Source organism: Brevibacterium sp. MGP-B1 (assembly GCF_057766545.1).
Genome location: NZ_CM173407.1, coordinates 1580717 through 1597369 on the forward strand (window position 1 = coordinate 1580717; position 16653 = coordinate 1597369).

A 16653-nucleotide genomic window follows, 5' to 3' on the forward strand; every position below is an offset into this window, starting at 1 on the left:
AGCGATCAGACCGACAAAGAAATTGAGGGCGAAAGAACTGTGGGAACACTGGGTGAACTCGAACGCAGCGTCATGGACGCCATCTGGGTCCACGACGACGGGTTGAGTGCCGCCGAACTCCGCGAAGTCCTCTCGGATCGCGAGCTCGCGCTGACAACGGTCCATACTGTCCTGTCTCGACTCGAGAAGAAGGGCTTCGTCACTCGCGATCGCAGCATCCGTCCGCATCGCTATGTAGCGGTATCGACACGTGAGGATCACGTAGCGGAACTGATGACCGAGATGCTGTCTCAGGCACCGGATCGGCAGGCTGTCCTCGCTCGCTTCCTCGGCACCGTCTCGGAGGCCGACACCAAGGCGCTGCGCAATCTGCTCGGACGCAATCACTCGACGCAGTCCTGACTCAGGCCGGTCACCTCAATGACCATCGTGGGAATCGTTCTGGCCGTGCTGGCTTTTCTGCTGGCATGGCCTATTCCTGCGGCCCTCGCGCGTTTCCGCGGTGACCCGATCTCCGAGGTCGTCCTCTGGCAGGCTGTGGGACTCTCCGGAGGACTCTCCCTCATCGGCGCCGCGCTCGCCTTCGCGGTCGCCCCGGGAACGACAAGTCTCCCCCAGGGACTCTTCGACCTCATCCGGGGCAAGGACCACACTCAGCTGTCACTCTTGGCCTGGATCTTCCTCATCATCGCCGTGCTCCTCATCGGTCGGCTGCTCGGCTGCCTGATCCTGACCCTCTATTCGGCGCGGCAGACTCGCCTGCGCCACGATGAGATCCTGCATCTGCTCAGCGAACCGTCGATCGCTTATCCCGACACGCGCATCATCACCACCGATGAGGCCGTCGCCTACTGCCTGCCCAAGGGGCCGCGGAAGGGCACTGCCGTTCTGTCGACCGGTCTGCTCGAGGCCCTCGACGAGGATGAACGCACCGCCGTCATCGCCCATGAGCGGGCGCATCTGGATTTCCGGCACGATGTGCTCGTCATCCCCTTCGCCGCCTGGCATCGGGCCCTGCCGTACTTCTCGGCCACGGCGATCGGGTTGAACTCGGTGAATCGGCTCATCGAACTCATGGCCGATGATCAGGCCCGCGACCATGTCGATCCGCAGATCCTGGCTCAGGCAGTGAGATCGGCCGCCGCGATCAGCCCCGATCACCGCAGTGATCTGTCCGCTCAGCGCATCCAGCGCCTGTCGCATCCCCTGGATCCGGCGCGGATCCCCGTGCGGCTGATGTCGATCGGACTGGCCGTTCTGCTGCTGCTCCTGCCGACCCTGCTCATCGTCACACCGTCCGCATTCGGCATCTGAGCCCGGACCGATTCTCGGCCCGGGCTCAGATCTGTCGGTGCTGACTCGGCTTTGGTGCTGACTCAGCAGTCGAGGTCAGCTGTCGATGCGTTCGGCATCGAGGACGGCAGCGCCGGAGACGATGAATTCCTTGCGCGGCCCGACCGATGATCCCATGAGGAGCTCGAAGGTGTTCTCCGCCATCTCGGCATCCGCCATCGTCACCCGACGCAGGGTGCGCATGCTCGGGTCCATGGTCGTCTCCGCCAGCTGATCGGCATCCATCTCGCCGAGGCCCTTGTAGCGCTGGATCGGTTCCTTGTAGGTCTTCTTCTGCTTCTCGAGCTTCTTCAGCAGAGCGTGGAGCTCGGCTTCGGTGTAGGTGTAGACGATGTCGTTGGGCGTTCCGCGCTTCGTCACGACCTCGACTCGGTGCAGCGGAGGCACGGCCGCGAAGACGCGACCGGCCTCGACCAGCGGCTTCATGTACCGGAAGAACAGGGTCAGCAGGAGAGTGCGGATATGCGCTCCGTCGACATCGGCGTCGGTCATGATGATGACTCGGCCGTATCGGGCGGCGTCGATATCGAAGCTGCGTCCGGAGCCGGCGCCGATGACCTGGATGAGCGCTGAGCATTCGACGTTGGCGAGCATGTCGGCCAAGGTCGCCTTCTGCACGTTGAGGATCTTGCCGCGGATGGGGAACAGCGCCTGGTGGTCGGAATTGCGGGCGGCCTTCGCCGTCCCCATCGCCGAGTCTCCCTCGACGATGAACAGCTCAGTGTTCTCCACCCCGTTGTCACGGCAGTCGTAGAGCTTCGCCGGCAGGGAGGAGGCTTCCAGCGCGGTCTTGCGTCGCTGGTTCTCCTTGTGGGTGCGGGCGGAGATGCGCGACTTCATCTCGGCCACGACTTTCTCCATGAGCACAGCGGCCTGCTGCTTCTCAGCACGCTTGGTCGAGGCAAGCACCTCGCCGAGCTGAGACTCAACGGTCTTCGCCACGATCTGTCGCACTGCCGCGGTGCCGAGGACCTCCTTGGTCTGCCCCTCGAACTGGGGCTCGGCCAGCTGCACGGTGACGACGGCGGTGATGCCGGCGAGCACATCGTCTTTCTCGAGCTTGTCCTTGCCGACCTTGAGCTTGCGTGCGTTGGCGTCGACGGCCTTGCGCATCGCCTTCAGGCAGGCCTGTTCGAACCCGGCGAGGTGTGTGCCGCCCTGTGGGGTGGCGACGACGTTGACGAAGGACTTCAGCTTCGTGTCGTAGCCGGTCCCCCAGCGCAGAGCGATGTCGACGCCGACCTCGCGTTCGACTTCCTTGGACTCGAGGTGACCCGAGGAATTGAGGACCGGGACGGTCTCCTTGAAGGTGCCGGTGTTCTGCAGTCGCCAGGTGTCGGTGATCGGCGGGTCGATGGAGAGGTGATCGACGAATTCGGTGATTCCGCCGTCGAATTTGAAGACCTCTTCGCGCTCTTCGATGACGGCACCGGTCTCGTCACGGGCGACACCGCGACGGTCGACGATGCGCAGCTCGAGACCGGGCACGAGGAAAGCGGTCTGACGGGCGCGTTCGACCAGATGCGGGTAGTCGAACTGGGCCTTGGACAGGAAGATCTGCGGATCGGCCCAGTACTGGACTCGGGTGCCGGTGGCGCCGCGCTTGGCCTTGCCGACGATGTCGAGGCCGGTCGGCTCCTGGAAGGCCTCGAAGGGATTGTCGGGGCTCGCTGTGCCGGAGGAGTCGTCGAAGCGTCCGGGAACGCCTCGGCGGAAGGACATCTTGTGCACCTTCGATCCGCGAGTGACCTCGACGTCGAGGCGAGCGGACAGTGCGTTGACGACCGAGGCGCCGACTCCGTGCAGTCCGCCCGAAGCAGCGTAGGAGGAGCCGCCGAACTTTCCGCCGGCATGGAGCTTGGTCATGACGACTTCGACGCCGGTCAGCCCGGTCTTCGGTTCGATGTCGACGGGGATGCCGCGGCCCTTGTCGGTGACGGCGACCGATCCGTCGGCGGCGAGTTCGATGAGGATCTCGGAACCGTGTCCGCCGAGCGCCTCGTCGACGGAGTTGTCGATGACCTCCCACAGACAGTGCATGAGTCCACGGGAATCGGTCGTGCCGATGTACATGCCGGGTCGCTTGCGAACCGCCTCAAGACCGGACAGGACGGACAGGTGCCTGGCGCCGTAGCTTTCGTCTTCCACACAATTCCTCTCGTTCGATTAAATTCTAATCGCTGCGCGCTCAGGACCCTATTCCCTCGGGCCCGTGTCGGGAATACATCCGGTCGACCCCGACCATGGGCACTCCTGAGCTGAAACAATGGAGTCATGCCGCATCGCCTCCTCGTCCCAAGTCTCCTTCTCACCGCCGCTCTCAGCCTGCCCGGCCTGGCGGCCTGCTCCCAGGACGCAGGTGCCCCCGGACGAACGAATCAGGCGGCCGAGACGACCGGCGAGTCCCCGACTGCCGGCAACGGTGCGGACGGAGGCGACGACGCGAAGTCAGGCACCGCCTCGGCGAAGGAGGAAGAGGCGGATCTCAAAGGGAAGGTCATTGCGATCGATCCGGGACACAATGGCGGAAATGCGGACCATCCGGAGAAGATCAACCGGCAGGTTCCGGACGGACGCGGCGGAACGAAGGCCTGCAACACCACGGGCACCTCGACGAATTCCGACTATCCGGAAGCCGATTTCACCTGGGCCGTGGCGAAGAAGCTGCAGAAGTCGCTGACCGACGCCGGAGCCGAGGTCGTGCTCAGCCGCAAGGACAACACAGGAGTCGGACCGTGCGTGGACGAGCGCGGAAAATTCGCCGACGACGCGGACGTGCTGGTGAGCATCCATGCCAACGGCAGCGAGTCGAGTTCGGTGAAGGGTTTCCACATCATCGTCGCCGATCCCGGTGAGGACGAGAAGACCGAGAAGGCCTCCGGGGACCTGGCGAAGTCCGTGGGGAGTTCGATGGGCGAGGAATTCACCCCGAACAAGGCCTATGGAAAGGACGCGATCAGCCGTCGCCCGGATCTGGCCGGGTTGAACAACGCATCGGTTCCCGCCGTCATCGTCGAATGCGGAGAGATGCGCAACCCGTCGGAGGCAAAGCTCATGGAGTCGAAATCCGGGCAGAGGAAATACGCCGACGCCCTGTTCGACGGCATCGTCGACTGGTTCTGACCCGTGAATGGCGAACGCCCCTGGGACGATCCCAGGGGCGTTCGCATCCGACCGATCCGATTCATGGCCCGGCCGAGGTGAGACTCAGTCGAGGTAGTCGCGCAGCACCTGCGAACGGGACGGGTGACGCAGCTTGGCCATCGTCTTCGACTCGATCTGGCGGATGCGCTCACGGGTGACGCCGTAGACCTTGCCGATCTCGTCGAGGGTCTTCGGCTGACCGTCGTTGAGTCCGAAGCGCATGGACACCACTCCCGCTTCACGTTCCGAGAGCGTGTCGAGCACGGAGTGCAGCTGCTCCTGCAGGAGGGTGAAGCTCACCGAGTCCGAGGGCACAACTGCCTCGGAGTCCTCGATGAGGTCGCCGAACTCCGAATCGCCGTCTTCACCCAGCGGGGTGTGCAGCGAGATGGGCTCGCGGCCGTACTTCTGGACCTCGACGACACGCTCGGGTGTCATGTCGAGTTCCTTCGCGAGCTCTTCCGGGGTCGGTTCGCGACCGAGGTCCTGCAGCATCTGGCGCTGCACGCGGGCGAGCTTGTTGATGACCTCGACCATGTGCACCGGGATGCGGATCGTCCGAGCCTGGTCGGCCATCGCGCGGGTGATGGCCTGGCGGATCCACCACGTGGCGTAGGTCGAGAACTTGAAGCCCTTCGTGTAGTCGAACTTCTCGACGGCGCGGATGAGGCCGAGGTTGCCTTCCTGGATGAGGTCGAGGAACAGCATTCCGCGGCCGGTGTAGCGCTTGGCCAGGGACACGACGAGTCGGAGGTTGGCCTCCAACAGGTGGTTCTTCGCGATGCGACCGTCGTGGATGATCCACTTGTAGTCCATTGTTTCGCGCGGGTCGGTCACCTCTCCGCCGTCGAGCAGGTGCTCGGCGTACATTCCGGCTTCGATGCGCTTGGCGAGATCGACCTCTTCGGCGGCGTTGAGCAGGGCCACCTTGCCGATCTGCTTGAGGTAGTCCTTGACAGGGTCCGCGGTCGCACCGGCGGAGACGACCTGCTGAGCAGGCGCGTCCTCTTCGTCGGCATCGGAGACGATGAAGCCACCGGCCTCGGCCACGGCGGCGTTCTTCTCCTTCTCTTCCGAGTTCTTCGTCTCGGTCGCCTCGGCGGGGCTCTCCTCTGTGGCCAGAGCGTCCGCGGCCGGTTCGACCTCCTCGGTGGTGTCGATATCCTCGTCGGTCTTCTTCGCCTTGGTCGCTTTCTTGGCTTCCTTGGCGGCGGTGGCCTTCGTCGTGGTCGTCTTCGGAGCAGCCGTCGACTTCGCGGCGGCTGTCTTCTTCGCAGCAGTCGTCTTCTTCGACGCAGCCGTCTCGGTCTTTGCGGCAGCCGACTTCGCAGTCGTCGACTTCGCGGTCGCTGTCTTCTTGGCTCCGGCAGCGGTCGTCTTCTTCGCAGTGGACTTCGACGCCGCAGTGGTCTTGGATCCACCGGTCGAGGTCGTGCCGGCCGTTCCCTCCGACTTCTCCGTCACCGTTGTGGATTCCTTGTCGACTCTGGGCACGTGTTCACCTTTCGCGAGCGTTGAAACTTCCCCATGCATTCGGACAGTACTAAGACCCAAGTCAAGTGGTCCGCGTGCGGTCCGGGGCGAACGCAGAGTCCGCCCATCATGCAATGACTGGGTCAACGCTTAATTTTCTCACGTTATTCCCCGCTTTGCGAATCGGCCGTCGAAGACTCCGGGACGATCCGACCGGTCTGTCCCCGACAACAACCTGACCTGCGAATCTGTTCCCCTCACCTCCCCCTCGCGACGATCTCGCCGAGGCGGCCGACCGCCCACATCGGGGAGGCCGACCGTCCGCGCCGTACACTGCGGCCCGATCAGATGGTCGAACGCTGGGTCTCCGTCAGCCAGCGGGGCACGCACCCCATATCGACCGCGCTGACGATGAGTTCGGCCAGCCCGTGTTCGGCTTCGAGTCCGAGGGCGGCACGGGCATAGTTCAGCGCCATCGTCGATCCGCCCAGAGACCATTCGAACCAGGCGATGACGGCATAGGTGTTGGCTCTGGCCCGAGGGTGGCCGGCCTGCAGGTAGTCCTTGAGGAAGGCGATGGTGAGCATGATGTCGCGCGGCCTGGGCGCACGCGCTGAGAGTCCGACGAGCTGCTGAGCCGCCCGTGCTTGGGAGACCACACGGCGGCTCATCGCGATGAGTTCGTCACCGTCGAGTCCCTTGACCAGTGAGGGTGGGAAGTCCGGGTGGTCGAAGCTGAGGATCATCTCGAGTGCATCGCGCGACCACTTCTCGACGAGCAGGGTATCGAGTGCCATCACGGTGGGCAGGTCCATGAGGTCGTGGATGCGCGCCTCGTCGATCGTTTCCTCCTCGCACCGCATGGCGTCCAGGCGCGGGTAGACCTCGGCGAGGATCGCGAAGGCCTCGTCCGTGCCCATCCGCTCCTCGGCATGTCCGCGACGACTGTCGGCGAAGGCTTCGGCGGGCATCGGGGCGATGACGAGGTCCTCCGGATCGTTGACTGGGTTGGATCCGCCGGCGACGAGTTCCGTGGCACACGCCGAGGTGGTTGCCTCGATCAGCGGTGTGCAGTCATAGCCGTCCTCGTCGATGCGACCGAAGTGCTCTTGGTTGACCCACCATGCGCTGAGGGTGTCGACGCTTCTGGCGGCGAAGGTGATGGCCAGTTCGTCGATCGCCGCTCGGATGAGACCACGGTGGACCTCTGCGTATTCGGCGTCTGCACCGGCGCCGAAAGCGCTGACCGGCTGATAGTCATCATCGTAGAGAACGAGGAAGACCCCGGTGACCGTACCGGCGCGCATGACGAGGTCGGCGTACCAGCCGCCGCCTTCGGACAGCGTCTGCGCCGCGCTCTCCCGGTCGAAGTCGATGCGCATCGTGGTCGAACTGGTCTGGGACCCATTGTGCTCGGTGCCCACGATGACAGCGACGAGGCTGCGACGCGGGGTGTACCCGAGAGTGTGGGGGATGATCCCGATGATGTCCTCGGGTGTGCGGGCCGGTGTCTTCACTGCGTCCTCCTTGATCAGTGTGGAACCGGCTGGTGCGGAGCGGTTCCTGTGCCTGAGGCGAGGCCCATGCCTGGGATGGGCCGCCAGTCTGGGTACCCACTTCAACCGATCACGGTGCCACTCCTCCAGGTTCCGGTCTGCGCCTGTGGATGGACCGCACGGGTCCACAGCGCTCTGGTGGACGAGTCGCATTCGTCATCCCCACGAGAATCCGGGCCGAATTGCCTCAAGCGCCGCGCTGACATACAAGTGAGGGGTGGCGAAGAGACGGATATACACAGCTCCTGGTTCTCAAGTGGTCGACATCTCGACGGGTGAAGCCCGGCTGGAGAAGCTCGACGGTGAGGCCGATTCCTATGTGCTCCACGTCAATGGGGTCCCTTCTTCGTCGATCACGCTCAGCGATCCGCAGCGACTGGACTTCGAGTACCTGGACTGGATGCGACGCATCATCGACGTTCAACTCCCTGACCGAACGCTGCGGGCCGCACACATCGGTGCTGCCGGCTGTGCGCTGGCCCGGGCGCTGAACTCGGCACGACCGGGGTCCAAGCAGACGGCGATCGACATCGATGCCAAGCTGCTCGACTACGCTCGCGACTGGTTCGACCTGCCCCGCTCCCCCGCCCTGGCGCTGCGCGCCGGCGACGGAGCGGTGGAGATCGGCAAGTTCCGGCCCGATGCCCTCGACGTCCTCGTCCGCGACGCCTTCGACCACGACTCGGTTCCTGCGTCTCTGCAGACTTCGGAGTTCTTCGCCGCCTGCGCCGAGGCGGTCAAGGGCTCCGGCATCTATGTCGCCAATGTTCCTGACTCAGGTGACCACCGCGTCCTCCGGTCCGAACTCCGCAGCCTCGGCGACCACTTCGCCCATCTTGCCGCTGCCACGGAACCGGCGATCTTCAAAGGACGTCGACGCGGAAACGTCGTCGTCCTCGCTTCCGACACTCCCCTCGATACGGGCGAGCTCGACCGCAGTCTGCGCACCGCCGCCTCCTCAGCGACCTTCCTGGCGGGAGCGGATCTGCGCTCCCGGCTGGGCCTCTGATCTTCACGAGCTCGGGGCTCTGACCTTCGCGCCGGCCCGGGCTGCCTCTGAAGCCCCAGGCTCCTGCACTTTCCGACCCAGCTGGCTCTTCTCCCCTCGCCCTGCTGACCCGGCTGGCTCTGCCTACCCCCGGCAGACAGGGAATGTGAGGTACGCCCCGGTCCGAAATGACGATGCGACTACAGACACCGGGGAAAGTTCGGCATAATTGAATGCCGACCCAAGAAGGTGAGATGACCGAAACTTCAGAAATTCGTGTCGAGCAGACCAAGCTCGACGAGCTCTATGCCCGCCTCGATGAGCTTCGGGAGGAGACGACGGCCCGCCTGGGCACGGTGAGGGTCTCCGAGGTCGGAGGCAACCACCAGCACCGCACCGAACGCGATGCCTTCGCGACGATGTACGAAGATCAGCTCATCCGTCTCGACGGCGCCGAGGAGGGGCTGTGCTTCGGTCGCCTCGACATCATCGACGAAGACGACCCCACCTACATCGGTCGCATCGGACTCACCGACGAACAGCGTCAGCAGATCCTCATCGACTGGAGGGCACCGGCTGCCGAGCGCTTCTATCAGTCGACGGCCGCCAACCCCGACGGGATCGCCCGCCGACGTCACCTCGTCACCGCGAACCGGAAGGTCACCGGCATCGAAGACGATGTGCTCGACATCGACGCACTCGATGACGCTCAGCGATCGAATCTCCAGGGCGAAGGCGCACTCCTCGCCGCCCTCACCACTCATCGCACCGGACGGATGGGCGATATCGTCGCAACCATCCAGGCCGAGCAGGATGCGATCATCCGCCGTCCGCTCTCCGGCGTGCTCGTCGTCCAGGGAGGGCCGGGAACCGGCAAGACCGCCGTCGCGCTCCACCGTGCCGCTTTCCTGCTCTACCGTCACCGGGAGCGCATCGCGAAGTCCGGTGTCCTCCTCGTCGGCCCGTCCACGGTGTTCCTCAAGTACATCGAGAAGGTTCTGCCCAGCCTCGGCGAAACCGGGGCCGTTCTGCTCACTCCCGGTCAGCTGTACCCGGGACTCGATACGGATGCCGCAGATGCACCGGCTGTCGCCGAGATCAAGGGCCGCTCCGTCATGGCTCGGGTGCTGAAGAACCATGTTGCGAACTACCAGCGCATTCCCGACCACGATGTCGAGATGCGGGTGCGTTCGCACACGATCGTGCTGCGTCGTAAGGACGTTCAGTCCGCGCGCGATCGGGCTCGTCGCAGCGGGGACCCGCACAATGCCGCCCGCACCGGTTTCGTCACCGGTCTGCTGAAGATCCTCGCCGAGGATCTCGCCCGTGAGATGGGGATGGATGCGGCCGGCGAACGGCTGCCCGAGCTGCTCGAAGACCTGCGCTCCTCCGTCGACGTCCGACGCGCCCTCAACCTCGCATGGTTCCCCATCGGCCCGGCCGCCGCGCTGCGTTCTCTGCTGGGCAGGCCGCACAAGCTGCAGGCCGCTGCCCGCAAGCTCCTCACTCCTGCCGAGCAGTCGATTCTGCTCGAGCAGCGTCGGGATGAGTTCACGGTCGACGATGTGCCGCTGCTCGACGAGTTGGCCGAGCTGCTCGGTTCCGCCCCGCAGCAGACGCAGGCGGCAGATGACTCGGCACGCGAATACGCCGAAGCCGTCGTCGACATGACCGAGACCGGCGGGATGGTCTCCGCCGAGACCCTCGCGGCCCGCTGGAAGGAACAGGGACCGACGATGACGCTGGCCGAACGCGCTCTCGAGGACCGCGAGTGGACGTACGGCCACCTCGTCGTCGATGAGGCGCAGGAGCTCTCTCCCATGCAGTGGCGTGTGCTCTTCCGTCGCGTGCCGTCGAAGTCGGCCACCGTCGTCGGTGACCTCGCCCAGTCCTCGCAGGTCGACAACGCCCGCACCTGGTCATCGATCCTGAGCGAATTCGTCGGCGATCGCTTCGCCCTCCAGGTGCTCACGGTCTCCTACCGCACCCCGCAGTCGGTGATGGATCTGGCCAACCGCTACCTGCACCGGCATTTCCCGCAACTCGAGCTCGTCGAATCGGTGCGCCAGGGAGGATCGGATCCGCGCCTGGATACCTTCGCCGACGAATCGGAGATGCTGGGCGCCCTCCCCGAGGCGGTCGCGGCCGAGGTGTCCGCCGCCGAAGGTGGGAAGATCGCCGTCATCGCTGATGAGGAACTCATCGAGCCCATCGCCGAGGCGATCGCGGCCTTCGATTTCGGGCGGTCGGTCACGGGCTTGGATCACCAGATCGCCCTCATCACCCCGCAGCAGGCCAAAGGCCTCGAGTTCGATGCGGTGATCATCGTCGAACCCGGCCGCATCGCTCCGCTCGGCGGCGAGGAAGGCGTCGGCGGTCTCTATGTGGCGCTGACCCGCACGACGGAACGTCTGCGTGTCCTGGCATCGGCATCGACGGAACTCACCGAGCTATTCTCCGCCGAAACGATCCGCCAAGCCGGCTGACCCCAAACCCCTTATTACTACCTGACGGCGGCCCAGCAACCTCGCGCGAGGTTGCTGGGCCGCCGTCAGGTAGTAATAAGGGGTGAATGTGAAAGGCCGCTTGGGTTCGGCTTCCCCTCCGAACCGCAAGCGGCCGCGCGCCGTAGCGCGCACGTTCAATACTACACAACTATTTCTGTACCGCGGTACTCGAAACGAAGATTTCTGACAGAAATCTCAGCAGTCTCAGGATCCGGTCGGCCGGGCCCCGAGCAGCTCAGTCGGCGAAGTCGTCCGGGGTCGGTTCCCGAGTCTGACCGGACTGCAGAAGCGCATCGGCGCGCAGCGAATCGATCGCCGCCTCGAAGTCCTCGAGCGAGTCGAACCCCTGGTAGACGCTGGCGAATCGCAGGTAGGCGACCTGGTCGAGTTCGCGCAGCGGTTCGAGGATCGACAGTCCCACCTCGTCGGCGTCGATCTCGGCGATTCCGCGCGACCGGATGTTCTCCTCCACCCGCTGAGCGAGCTTCGCGAGATCATCGTCGCTGACCGGACGTCCCTGGCAGGCCTTGCGCACACCCGACATGATCTTCTGACGGGAGAACTCCTCGGTGACTCCGGAGCGTTTGATCACCGACAGGCTCGTGGCCTCCATCGTGGTGAAGCGGCGACCGCAATGACGGCACTGCCGGCGCCGGCGGATCGCAGCACCGTCTTCGCTGGTCCTCGAATCGACGACCCGCGAATCGGACTCACGGCAGAACGGACAGCGCATCTCTACTCCTCGAACCTGATGTCGACAGCCCGGCCGTGGGCCGGCAGCTGTTCGCCGGCGGCGAGAACGCCGATGTGTTCTGCCACCTCGTGCAGGGCCGCCCGGTCATAGTCGATGACCTGGCTGACCTTGATGAATGAGTGCACACCCAGACCCGAGCCGTGAGCGGCGGTGCCCATCGTGGGCAGCACGTGGTTCGACCCGGCACAGTAGTCACCGAGTGACACCGGGGCCCAATCGCCGAGGAAGACCGCTCCCCCGTTCGTGATCCGTGCCCCGACCGCTTCCGCATCGGCCGTGTGGACCTCGACGTGCTCACCGGCATAGCCGTTGACGACGGTGATCCCGGCGTCGAGGTCGTCGACGAGGACGATCGCCGACTGTCGTCCGGCCAGTGCCGTCCCGATCCGTTCGGTGTGCATCGCCTCCGGCACCTGCACGTCCAACTCCATCTGCACCGCTTCGGCGAGATCGACGGAGTCGGTGACCAGCACCGAGGCGGCCAGTTCGTCGTGTTCTGCCTGACTGATGAGGTCGGCGGCGACGAAGCGCGGATCCGCCTGTTCGTCGGCGAGGATGATGATCTCTGTGGGGCCGGCGACCGCGTCGATGCCGACCCGGGAGCGGACGAGCGACTTCGCCGCAGCCACATAGGCGTTTCCGGGACCGGTGATGAGGTCGACCGGCTCGAGGTCCTCACCGTCGTCGAAGCCATAGGCCAGTGCGCCGATCGCCTGTGCCCCGCCCATCGCCCAGACCTCGTCGATGCCGAGGATGTGGGCGGTGGCGAGCACGATCGGGTGCGGCAGACCATCGCTCTGCGGTGGGCTGGCGATCGCCAGCGAGCGTGCACCGGCCGTCTGTGCTGGCACGACGTTCATGATCACCGTCGACGGGTAGACGGCCAGTCCGCCGGGCACATAGAGTCCGACGCGTTCGACCGGCAGGTGACGGGTGGTGACGAAGGCGCCGGAGGCCAGTTCGGTGCGGACGTCGACGGGACGCTGATCGGCGGCGACCTTCCGGGCGCGGGCGATCGATTCGTCGAGCGCGGCCCTGACTGCGGGATCGAGTTCTGCCGCTGCTTCGGCCAGCGCGGATTCCGGTACCCGCAGCGTTTCGGGGCGCACCCCGTCGAAGCGTTCGGTGAAGTCCTTCACCGCGGCCGCTCCCCCACCGGCGACGGTGTCGAGGAGTTCAGCCACCCGTCGTTCGATATCGGCATGGGTCTCGGCGGCCCGAGGCAGCTTCTGCGCCAGGAATCGCTTGTTGAGGGTCTCACCACGGAAGTCCAGAATGTTCACCCGCACCATTCTAGTCTCCGCAGCAGCACCGCTCTCCTCCGGCCCGAAGTGCGGACGGCTGCCGGCCCGGCGTTCGCGCCTCAGACGCTCAGGCAGCGGGATCCCAGCAGCGCCTTGAGGTCTCCGTAGAGGCTCGGGTTCGGATCGACTCGGATCGACCGGTCGAGGCGCATCACCGTCTGCCGTCCCGGCTGGGACAAGGTGATGTGGACATCGGTCTGGCCCTTGTTGGATTCGAGGATCTGCTTGAGTTTCGTCGCCATCTCCTCGGTCGCCTTCTCCATCGGCATGATGAGGTTGAGCGGGCGATCGTTGGGGTCGGTGACATCGGGAATCGTCATCGACATCGCCATCAGCGACGTCGGACGGTCGTCGGAGGTGCGGATGCGCCCGGTCAGTGAGATCACGAGATCGGTCGCCAGGAGGCTCGCCACCGGTTCGTAGGTGTCGCCGAAGAACATCACTTCGATCTCTGCTTCGAGGTCCTCCAAGGTCACGATCGCATAGGGACGCCCGGAGTTCTTCGACACCTTGCGGGTGACCTGCGTGATCATTCCGCAGACCTTGATCTGGGATCCGTCATGGCGGTGCGACTCCGGATCGACCACCTCGGCGATGGAGGCATCGGATTCGGCGGCCAGCACGCCTTCGAGCCCGTTGAGCGGGTGATCGGAGACGTAGAGGCCGATCATGTCGCGCTCGAAGGACAGCTTCTCCTTCTTCTCCCACTCCGGACGATCGGGGATGGTCACGGAGAAGCCCGGTGAGTCGTCTCCCCCGCCGAGCCCGGCGAAGAGATCGAACTGACCGTTGGCTTCCTGCCTCTTGACGCCGATGACCGAGTCGACGGCCTCCTCGTGGACTTCGACGAGTGAGCGGCGGCTGTGGCCGAGCGAGTCGAAGCCGCCGGCCTTGATGAGCGATTCGATCGTGCGCTTGTTGCACACATGGCTGGGCACCTTGTCGAGGAAGTCCGTGAACGAGGTGTAGGAGCCCTTCTCTCCACGGGCCTCGACGATGCCCTCGACGACGTGGGCGCCGACGTTGCGCACCGCTCCCATGCCGAAGCGGATGTCCGTACCGACAGGGGTGAAGTGGAGGGCGGATTCGTTGACGTCCGGAGGCAGCACGGTGATTCCGAGGCGGCGGCACTCGTTGAGGTAGATCGCGAGCTTGTCCTTGTTGTCACCGACCGAGGTGAGCAGGGCCGCCATGTACTCGGCCGTGTAATGCGCCTTGAGGTAGGCAGTCCAGTAGGACACGACGCCGTAGGCGGCCGAGTGCGCCTTGTTGAACGCGTAGTCGGAGAACGGCAGCAGGATGTCCCACAGGGCCTGGGCGGCGGCTTCGGAGAAGCCGCGTTCCTTCATTCCGCCGAAGAAGCCGACCTGCTGCTTGTCGAGCTCGGACTTCTTCTTCTTGCCCATCGCGCGGCGGAGGATATCGGCCTGGCCCAGCGAGTAGCCGGCGACCTTCTGCGCGATCGCCATCACCTGCTCCTGGTAGATGATGAGACCGTAGGTGGTGTCGAGGATCTCCTTGAGCGGCTCCTCGAGCTCCGGGTGGATCGGGGTGACCTCCTGCAGACCGTTCTTGCGCAGGGCATAGTTCGTATGCGAGTCCGCACCCATCGGACCGGGGCGGTAGAGCGCCAGGGTCGCGGAGATATCCTCGAAGTTATCCGGCTTCATCATCCGCAGCAGGGCACGCAGGCCGCCGCCGTCGAGCTGGAACACGCCGAGGGTGTCACCGCGGGTCAGCAGCTCGTACGCCGCCGGGTCGTCGAGGGCAAGGTGCTCGAGGTCGAGATCGAAGTCCCGGTTGGCTTTGATGTTCTCCACCGCGTCGGAGATGATCGTGAGGTTCCGCAGCCCCAGGAAGTCCATCTTGATGAGCCCGAGGCCCTCGGATGTCGGGTAGTCGAACTGGGTGATGACCTGACCGTCCTGGAACCGACGCATGATCGGGATGACGTCGATGATCGGGTCCGAGGACATGATGACGCCGGCGGCATGGACGCCCCACTGACGCTTCAGCCCTTCCAGGCCCTTCGCGGTCTCGAAGGTCTCTCGGGCCTCCGGATCGGTGTCGACGAGTTCGCGGAACTCGCCGGCTTCCTTGTATCGCTTGGACTCCGGGTCCTCGATGTCCTTGAGCGGAATGTCCTTGGCCATCTCCGCAGGCGGCAGCGCCTTCGTCAGGCGCTCACCCATCGAGAAGGGTTTGCCGAGCACACGCGCGGAGTCCTTCAGCGCCATCTTCGTCTTGATCGTGCCGTAGGTGACGATCATCGCCACACGCTCGTCGCCGTACTTCTCGGTCACATAGTCGATGACCTCGCTGCGGCGACGATCATCGAAGTCGACGTCGAAGTCGGGCATGGACACACGGTCGGGGTTGAGGAAGCGCTCGAAGAACAGCCCGTGCTGCAGCGGATCGAGGTCGGTGATGCGCATGGCGTAGGCGACCATGGAGCCGGCTCCCGAACCACGGCCGGGCCCGACGCGAATCCCGTTGTCCTTCGACCAGTTGATGAAGTCGGCGACGACGAGGAAGTAGCCGGGGAAGCCCATCGAGATGATGATGTCGAGCTCGTAGTCGGCCTGCCGGCGGACGTCGTCGGGAACGCCGTTCGGATACCGGTAGTCGAGTCCCTTCGCGACTTCCTTGATCAGCCACGAGGTCTCGTCCTCGCCGGGAGGGCACGGGAACTTCGGCATGTAGTTCGCCGAGGTGTCGAAGGAGACTTCGCACTTCTCGGCGATCTCGAGGGTGTTGTCGCAGGCTTCGGGGAACTCCTTGAACAGGGTCCGCATCTCTGCGGGGGTCTTCAGGTAGTAGCCGGAGCCGGAGAAGGCGAATCGCGAGCCGCCCTGATCGTAGGTGGGTTCGATGAGCTTGGAGCCGGACTGGATGGCCAGCAGCGCTTCATGCGCCTTCGCATCCGATTCGTGCGTGTAGTGGAGGTCGTTGGTGGCGACCAGCGGAATGTCGAGTTCCTTCGACAGCCGGATGAGGTCCTTCGTCACCCGCTTCTCGATGGACAGACCGTGGTCCATGAGTTCGACGTAGTAGTTGTCCTTGCCGAAGATCTCACGGTATTTCCCGGCGGCCGCCTTGGCCTCTTCGTACTGTCCCAGGCGCAGCCGCACCTGCACCTCTCCCGACGGGCAGCCGGTGGTGGCGAGGAGTCCGTCGGAGTAGTTCTCGAGCAGATCCTGGTCCAGTCGAGGCCATTTCGCCGTCACCGAGTCCAGGGAGGCATACGACGATGCCTTGAACAGGTTGCGCATGCCCGTGTTGTTCCGAGACAGCAGGGTCATGTGCGTGTAGAGACCACCGCCGGAGAGGTCGTCGCTCTTCTGCGATTCGTCGGTGCGCCACTTCACGCGGGTCTTGTCCCGACGGTCCGTGCCGGGAGTGACATAGGCTTCGACGCCGATGATGGGTTTGATTCCGGCGGCTGTCGCCTGCGACCAGAAGTCGAAGGCGCCGAACAGGTATCCGTGGTCGGTCGTGGCGATCGCGGACATTCCCGATGCCTTCGTCGCCGCCATCAGATCGGCGAGGCGGGCCGCACCGTCCAACATGGAGT

General features: G+C 64.8%; 11 protein-coding genes. 5 read left to right on the forward strand and 6 right to left on the reverse strand.

Annotated elements, in window-relative coordinates:
* Positions 1–39 precede the first annotated feature (39 nt).
* Complete coding sequence (locus tag AC3CD9_RS07290; protein ID WP_092013109.1) at positions 40–402, forward strand: BlaI/MecI/CopY family transcriptional regulator; 363 nt, start codon at positions 40–42, stop codon at positions 400–402.
* Positions 403–420: 18 nt separating this feature from the next.
* A complete protein-coding gene (locus AC3CD9_RS07295) occupies positions 421–1314 on the forward strand; it encodes a M56 family metallopeptidase (protein ID WP_262774845.1) in 894 nt (297 codons plus the stop codon).
* A 75-nt stretch (positions 1315–1389) separates the two neighbouring features.
* Here AC3CD9_RS07295 and AC3CD9_RS07300 read toward each other — a convergent pair whose 3' ends face one another.
* Entirely contained in the window at positions 1390–3501 is a 2112-nt protein-coding gene (locus AC3CD9_RS07300; RefSeq protein ID WP_139908234.1) for a DNA gyrase/topoisomerase IV subunit B, read from the reverse strand.
* Positions 3502–3627: 126 nt separating this feature from the next.
* Between AC3CD9_RS07300 and AC3CD9_RS07305 the strand changes: the two genes are divergently transcribed.
* Complete coding sequence (locus tag AC3CD9_RS07305) at positions 3628–4476, forward strand: N-acetylmuramoyl-L-alanine amidase (protein ID WP_488367011.1); 849 nt, start codon at positions 3628–3630, stop codon at positions 4474–4476.
* Between the two features lie 84 nt (positions 4477–4560).
* Here AC3CD9_RS07305 and AC3CD9_RS07310 read toward each other — a convergent pair whose 3' ends face one another.
* Together AC3CD9_RS07310 and AC3CD9_RS07315 are read right to left on the reverse strand one after the other, a co-directional pair.
* Positions 4561–5991, reverse strand: a complete 1431-nt coding sequence (locus AC3CD9_RS07310; protein WP_488367013.1) for an RNA polymerase sigma factor — start codon at positions 5989–5991, stop codon at positions 4561–4563.
* Between the two features lie 323 nt (positions 5992–6314).
* Positions 6315–7487 carry a DUF4192 family protein gene (locus tag AC3CD9_RS07315; protein ID WP_488367014.1) on the reverse strand — a complete coding sequence of 391 codons (1173 nt, stop codon included), beginning with the start codon at positions 7485–7487 and terminating at the stop codon, positions 6315–6317.
* Between the two features lie 295 nt (positions 7488–7782).
* Here AC3CD9_RS07315 and AC3CD9_RS07320 point away from each other — a divergent pair, with 295 nt between their 5' ends.
* Positions 7783–8535: a spermidine synthase gene (locus AC3CD9_RS07320; RefSeq protein WP_488367015.1), complete on the forward strand. Its 753-nt coding sequence runs from the start codon at positions 7783–7785 to the stop codon at positions 8533–8535.
* 233 nt (positions 8536–8768) lie between these two features.
* Positions 8769–11000: a HelD family protein gene (locus tag AC3CD9_RS07325; RefSeq protein ID WP_488367016.1), complete on the forward strand. Its 2232-nt coding sequence runs from the start codon at positions 8769–8771 to the stop codon at positions 10998–11000.
* A gap of 256 nt (positions 11001–11256) precedes the next feature.
* On the opposite strand, the gene nrdR is transcribed toward AC3CD9_RS07325, so the two are convergent.
* From nrdR to dnaE, 3 genes are all read right to left on the reverse strand, one after another.
* Complete coding sequence (nrdR, locus tag AC3CD9_RS07330; protein ID WP_025777954.1) at positions 11257–11754, reverse strand: transcriptional regulator NrdR; 498 nt, start codon at positions 11752–11754, stop codon at positions 11257–11259.
* Between the two features lie 2 nt (positions 11755–11756).
* Positions 11757–13067: a histidinol dehydrogenase gene (gene hisD, locus AC3CD9_RS07335; RefSeq protein ID WP_488367018.1), complete on the reverse strand. Its 1311-nt coding sequence runs from the start codon at positions 13065–13067 to the stop codon at positions 11757–11759.
* A 71-nt stretch (positions 13068–13138) separates the two neighbouring features.
* Positions 13139–16648 carry a DNA polymerase III subunit alpha gene (gene dnaE / locus AC3CD9_RS07340; protein WP_488367518.1) on the reverse strand — a complete coding sequence of 1170 codons (3510 nt, stop codon included), beginning with the start codon at positions 16646–16648 and terminating at the stop codon, positions 13139–13141.
* Positions 16649–16653 lie beyond the last annotated feature (5 nt).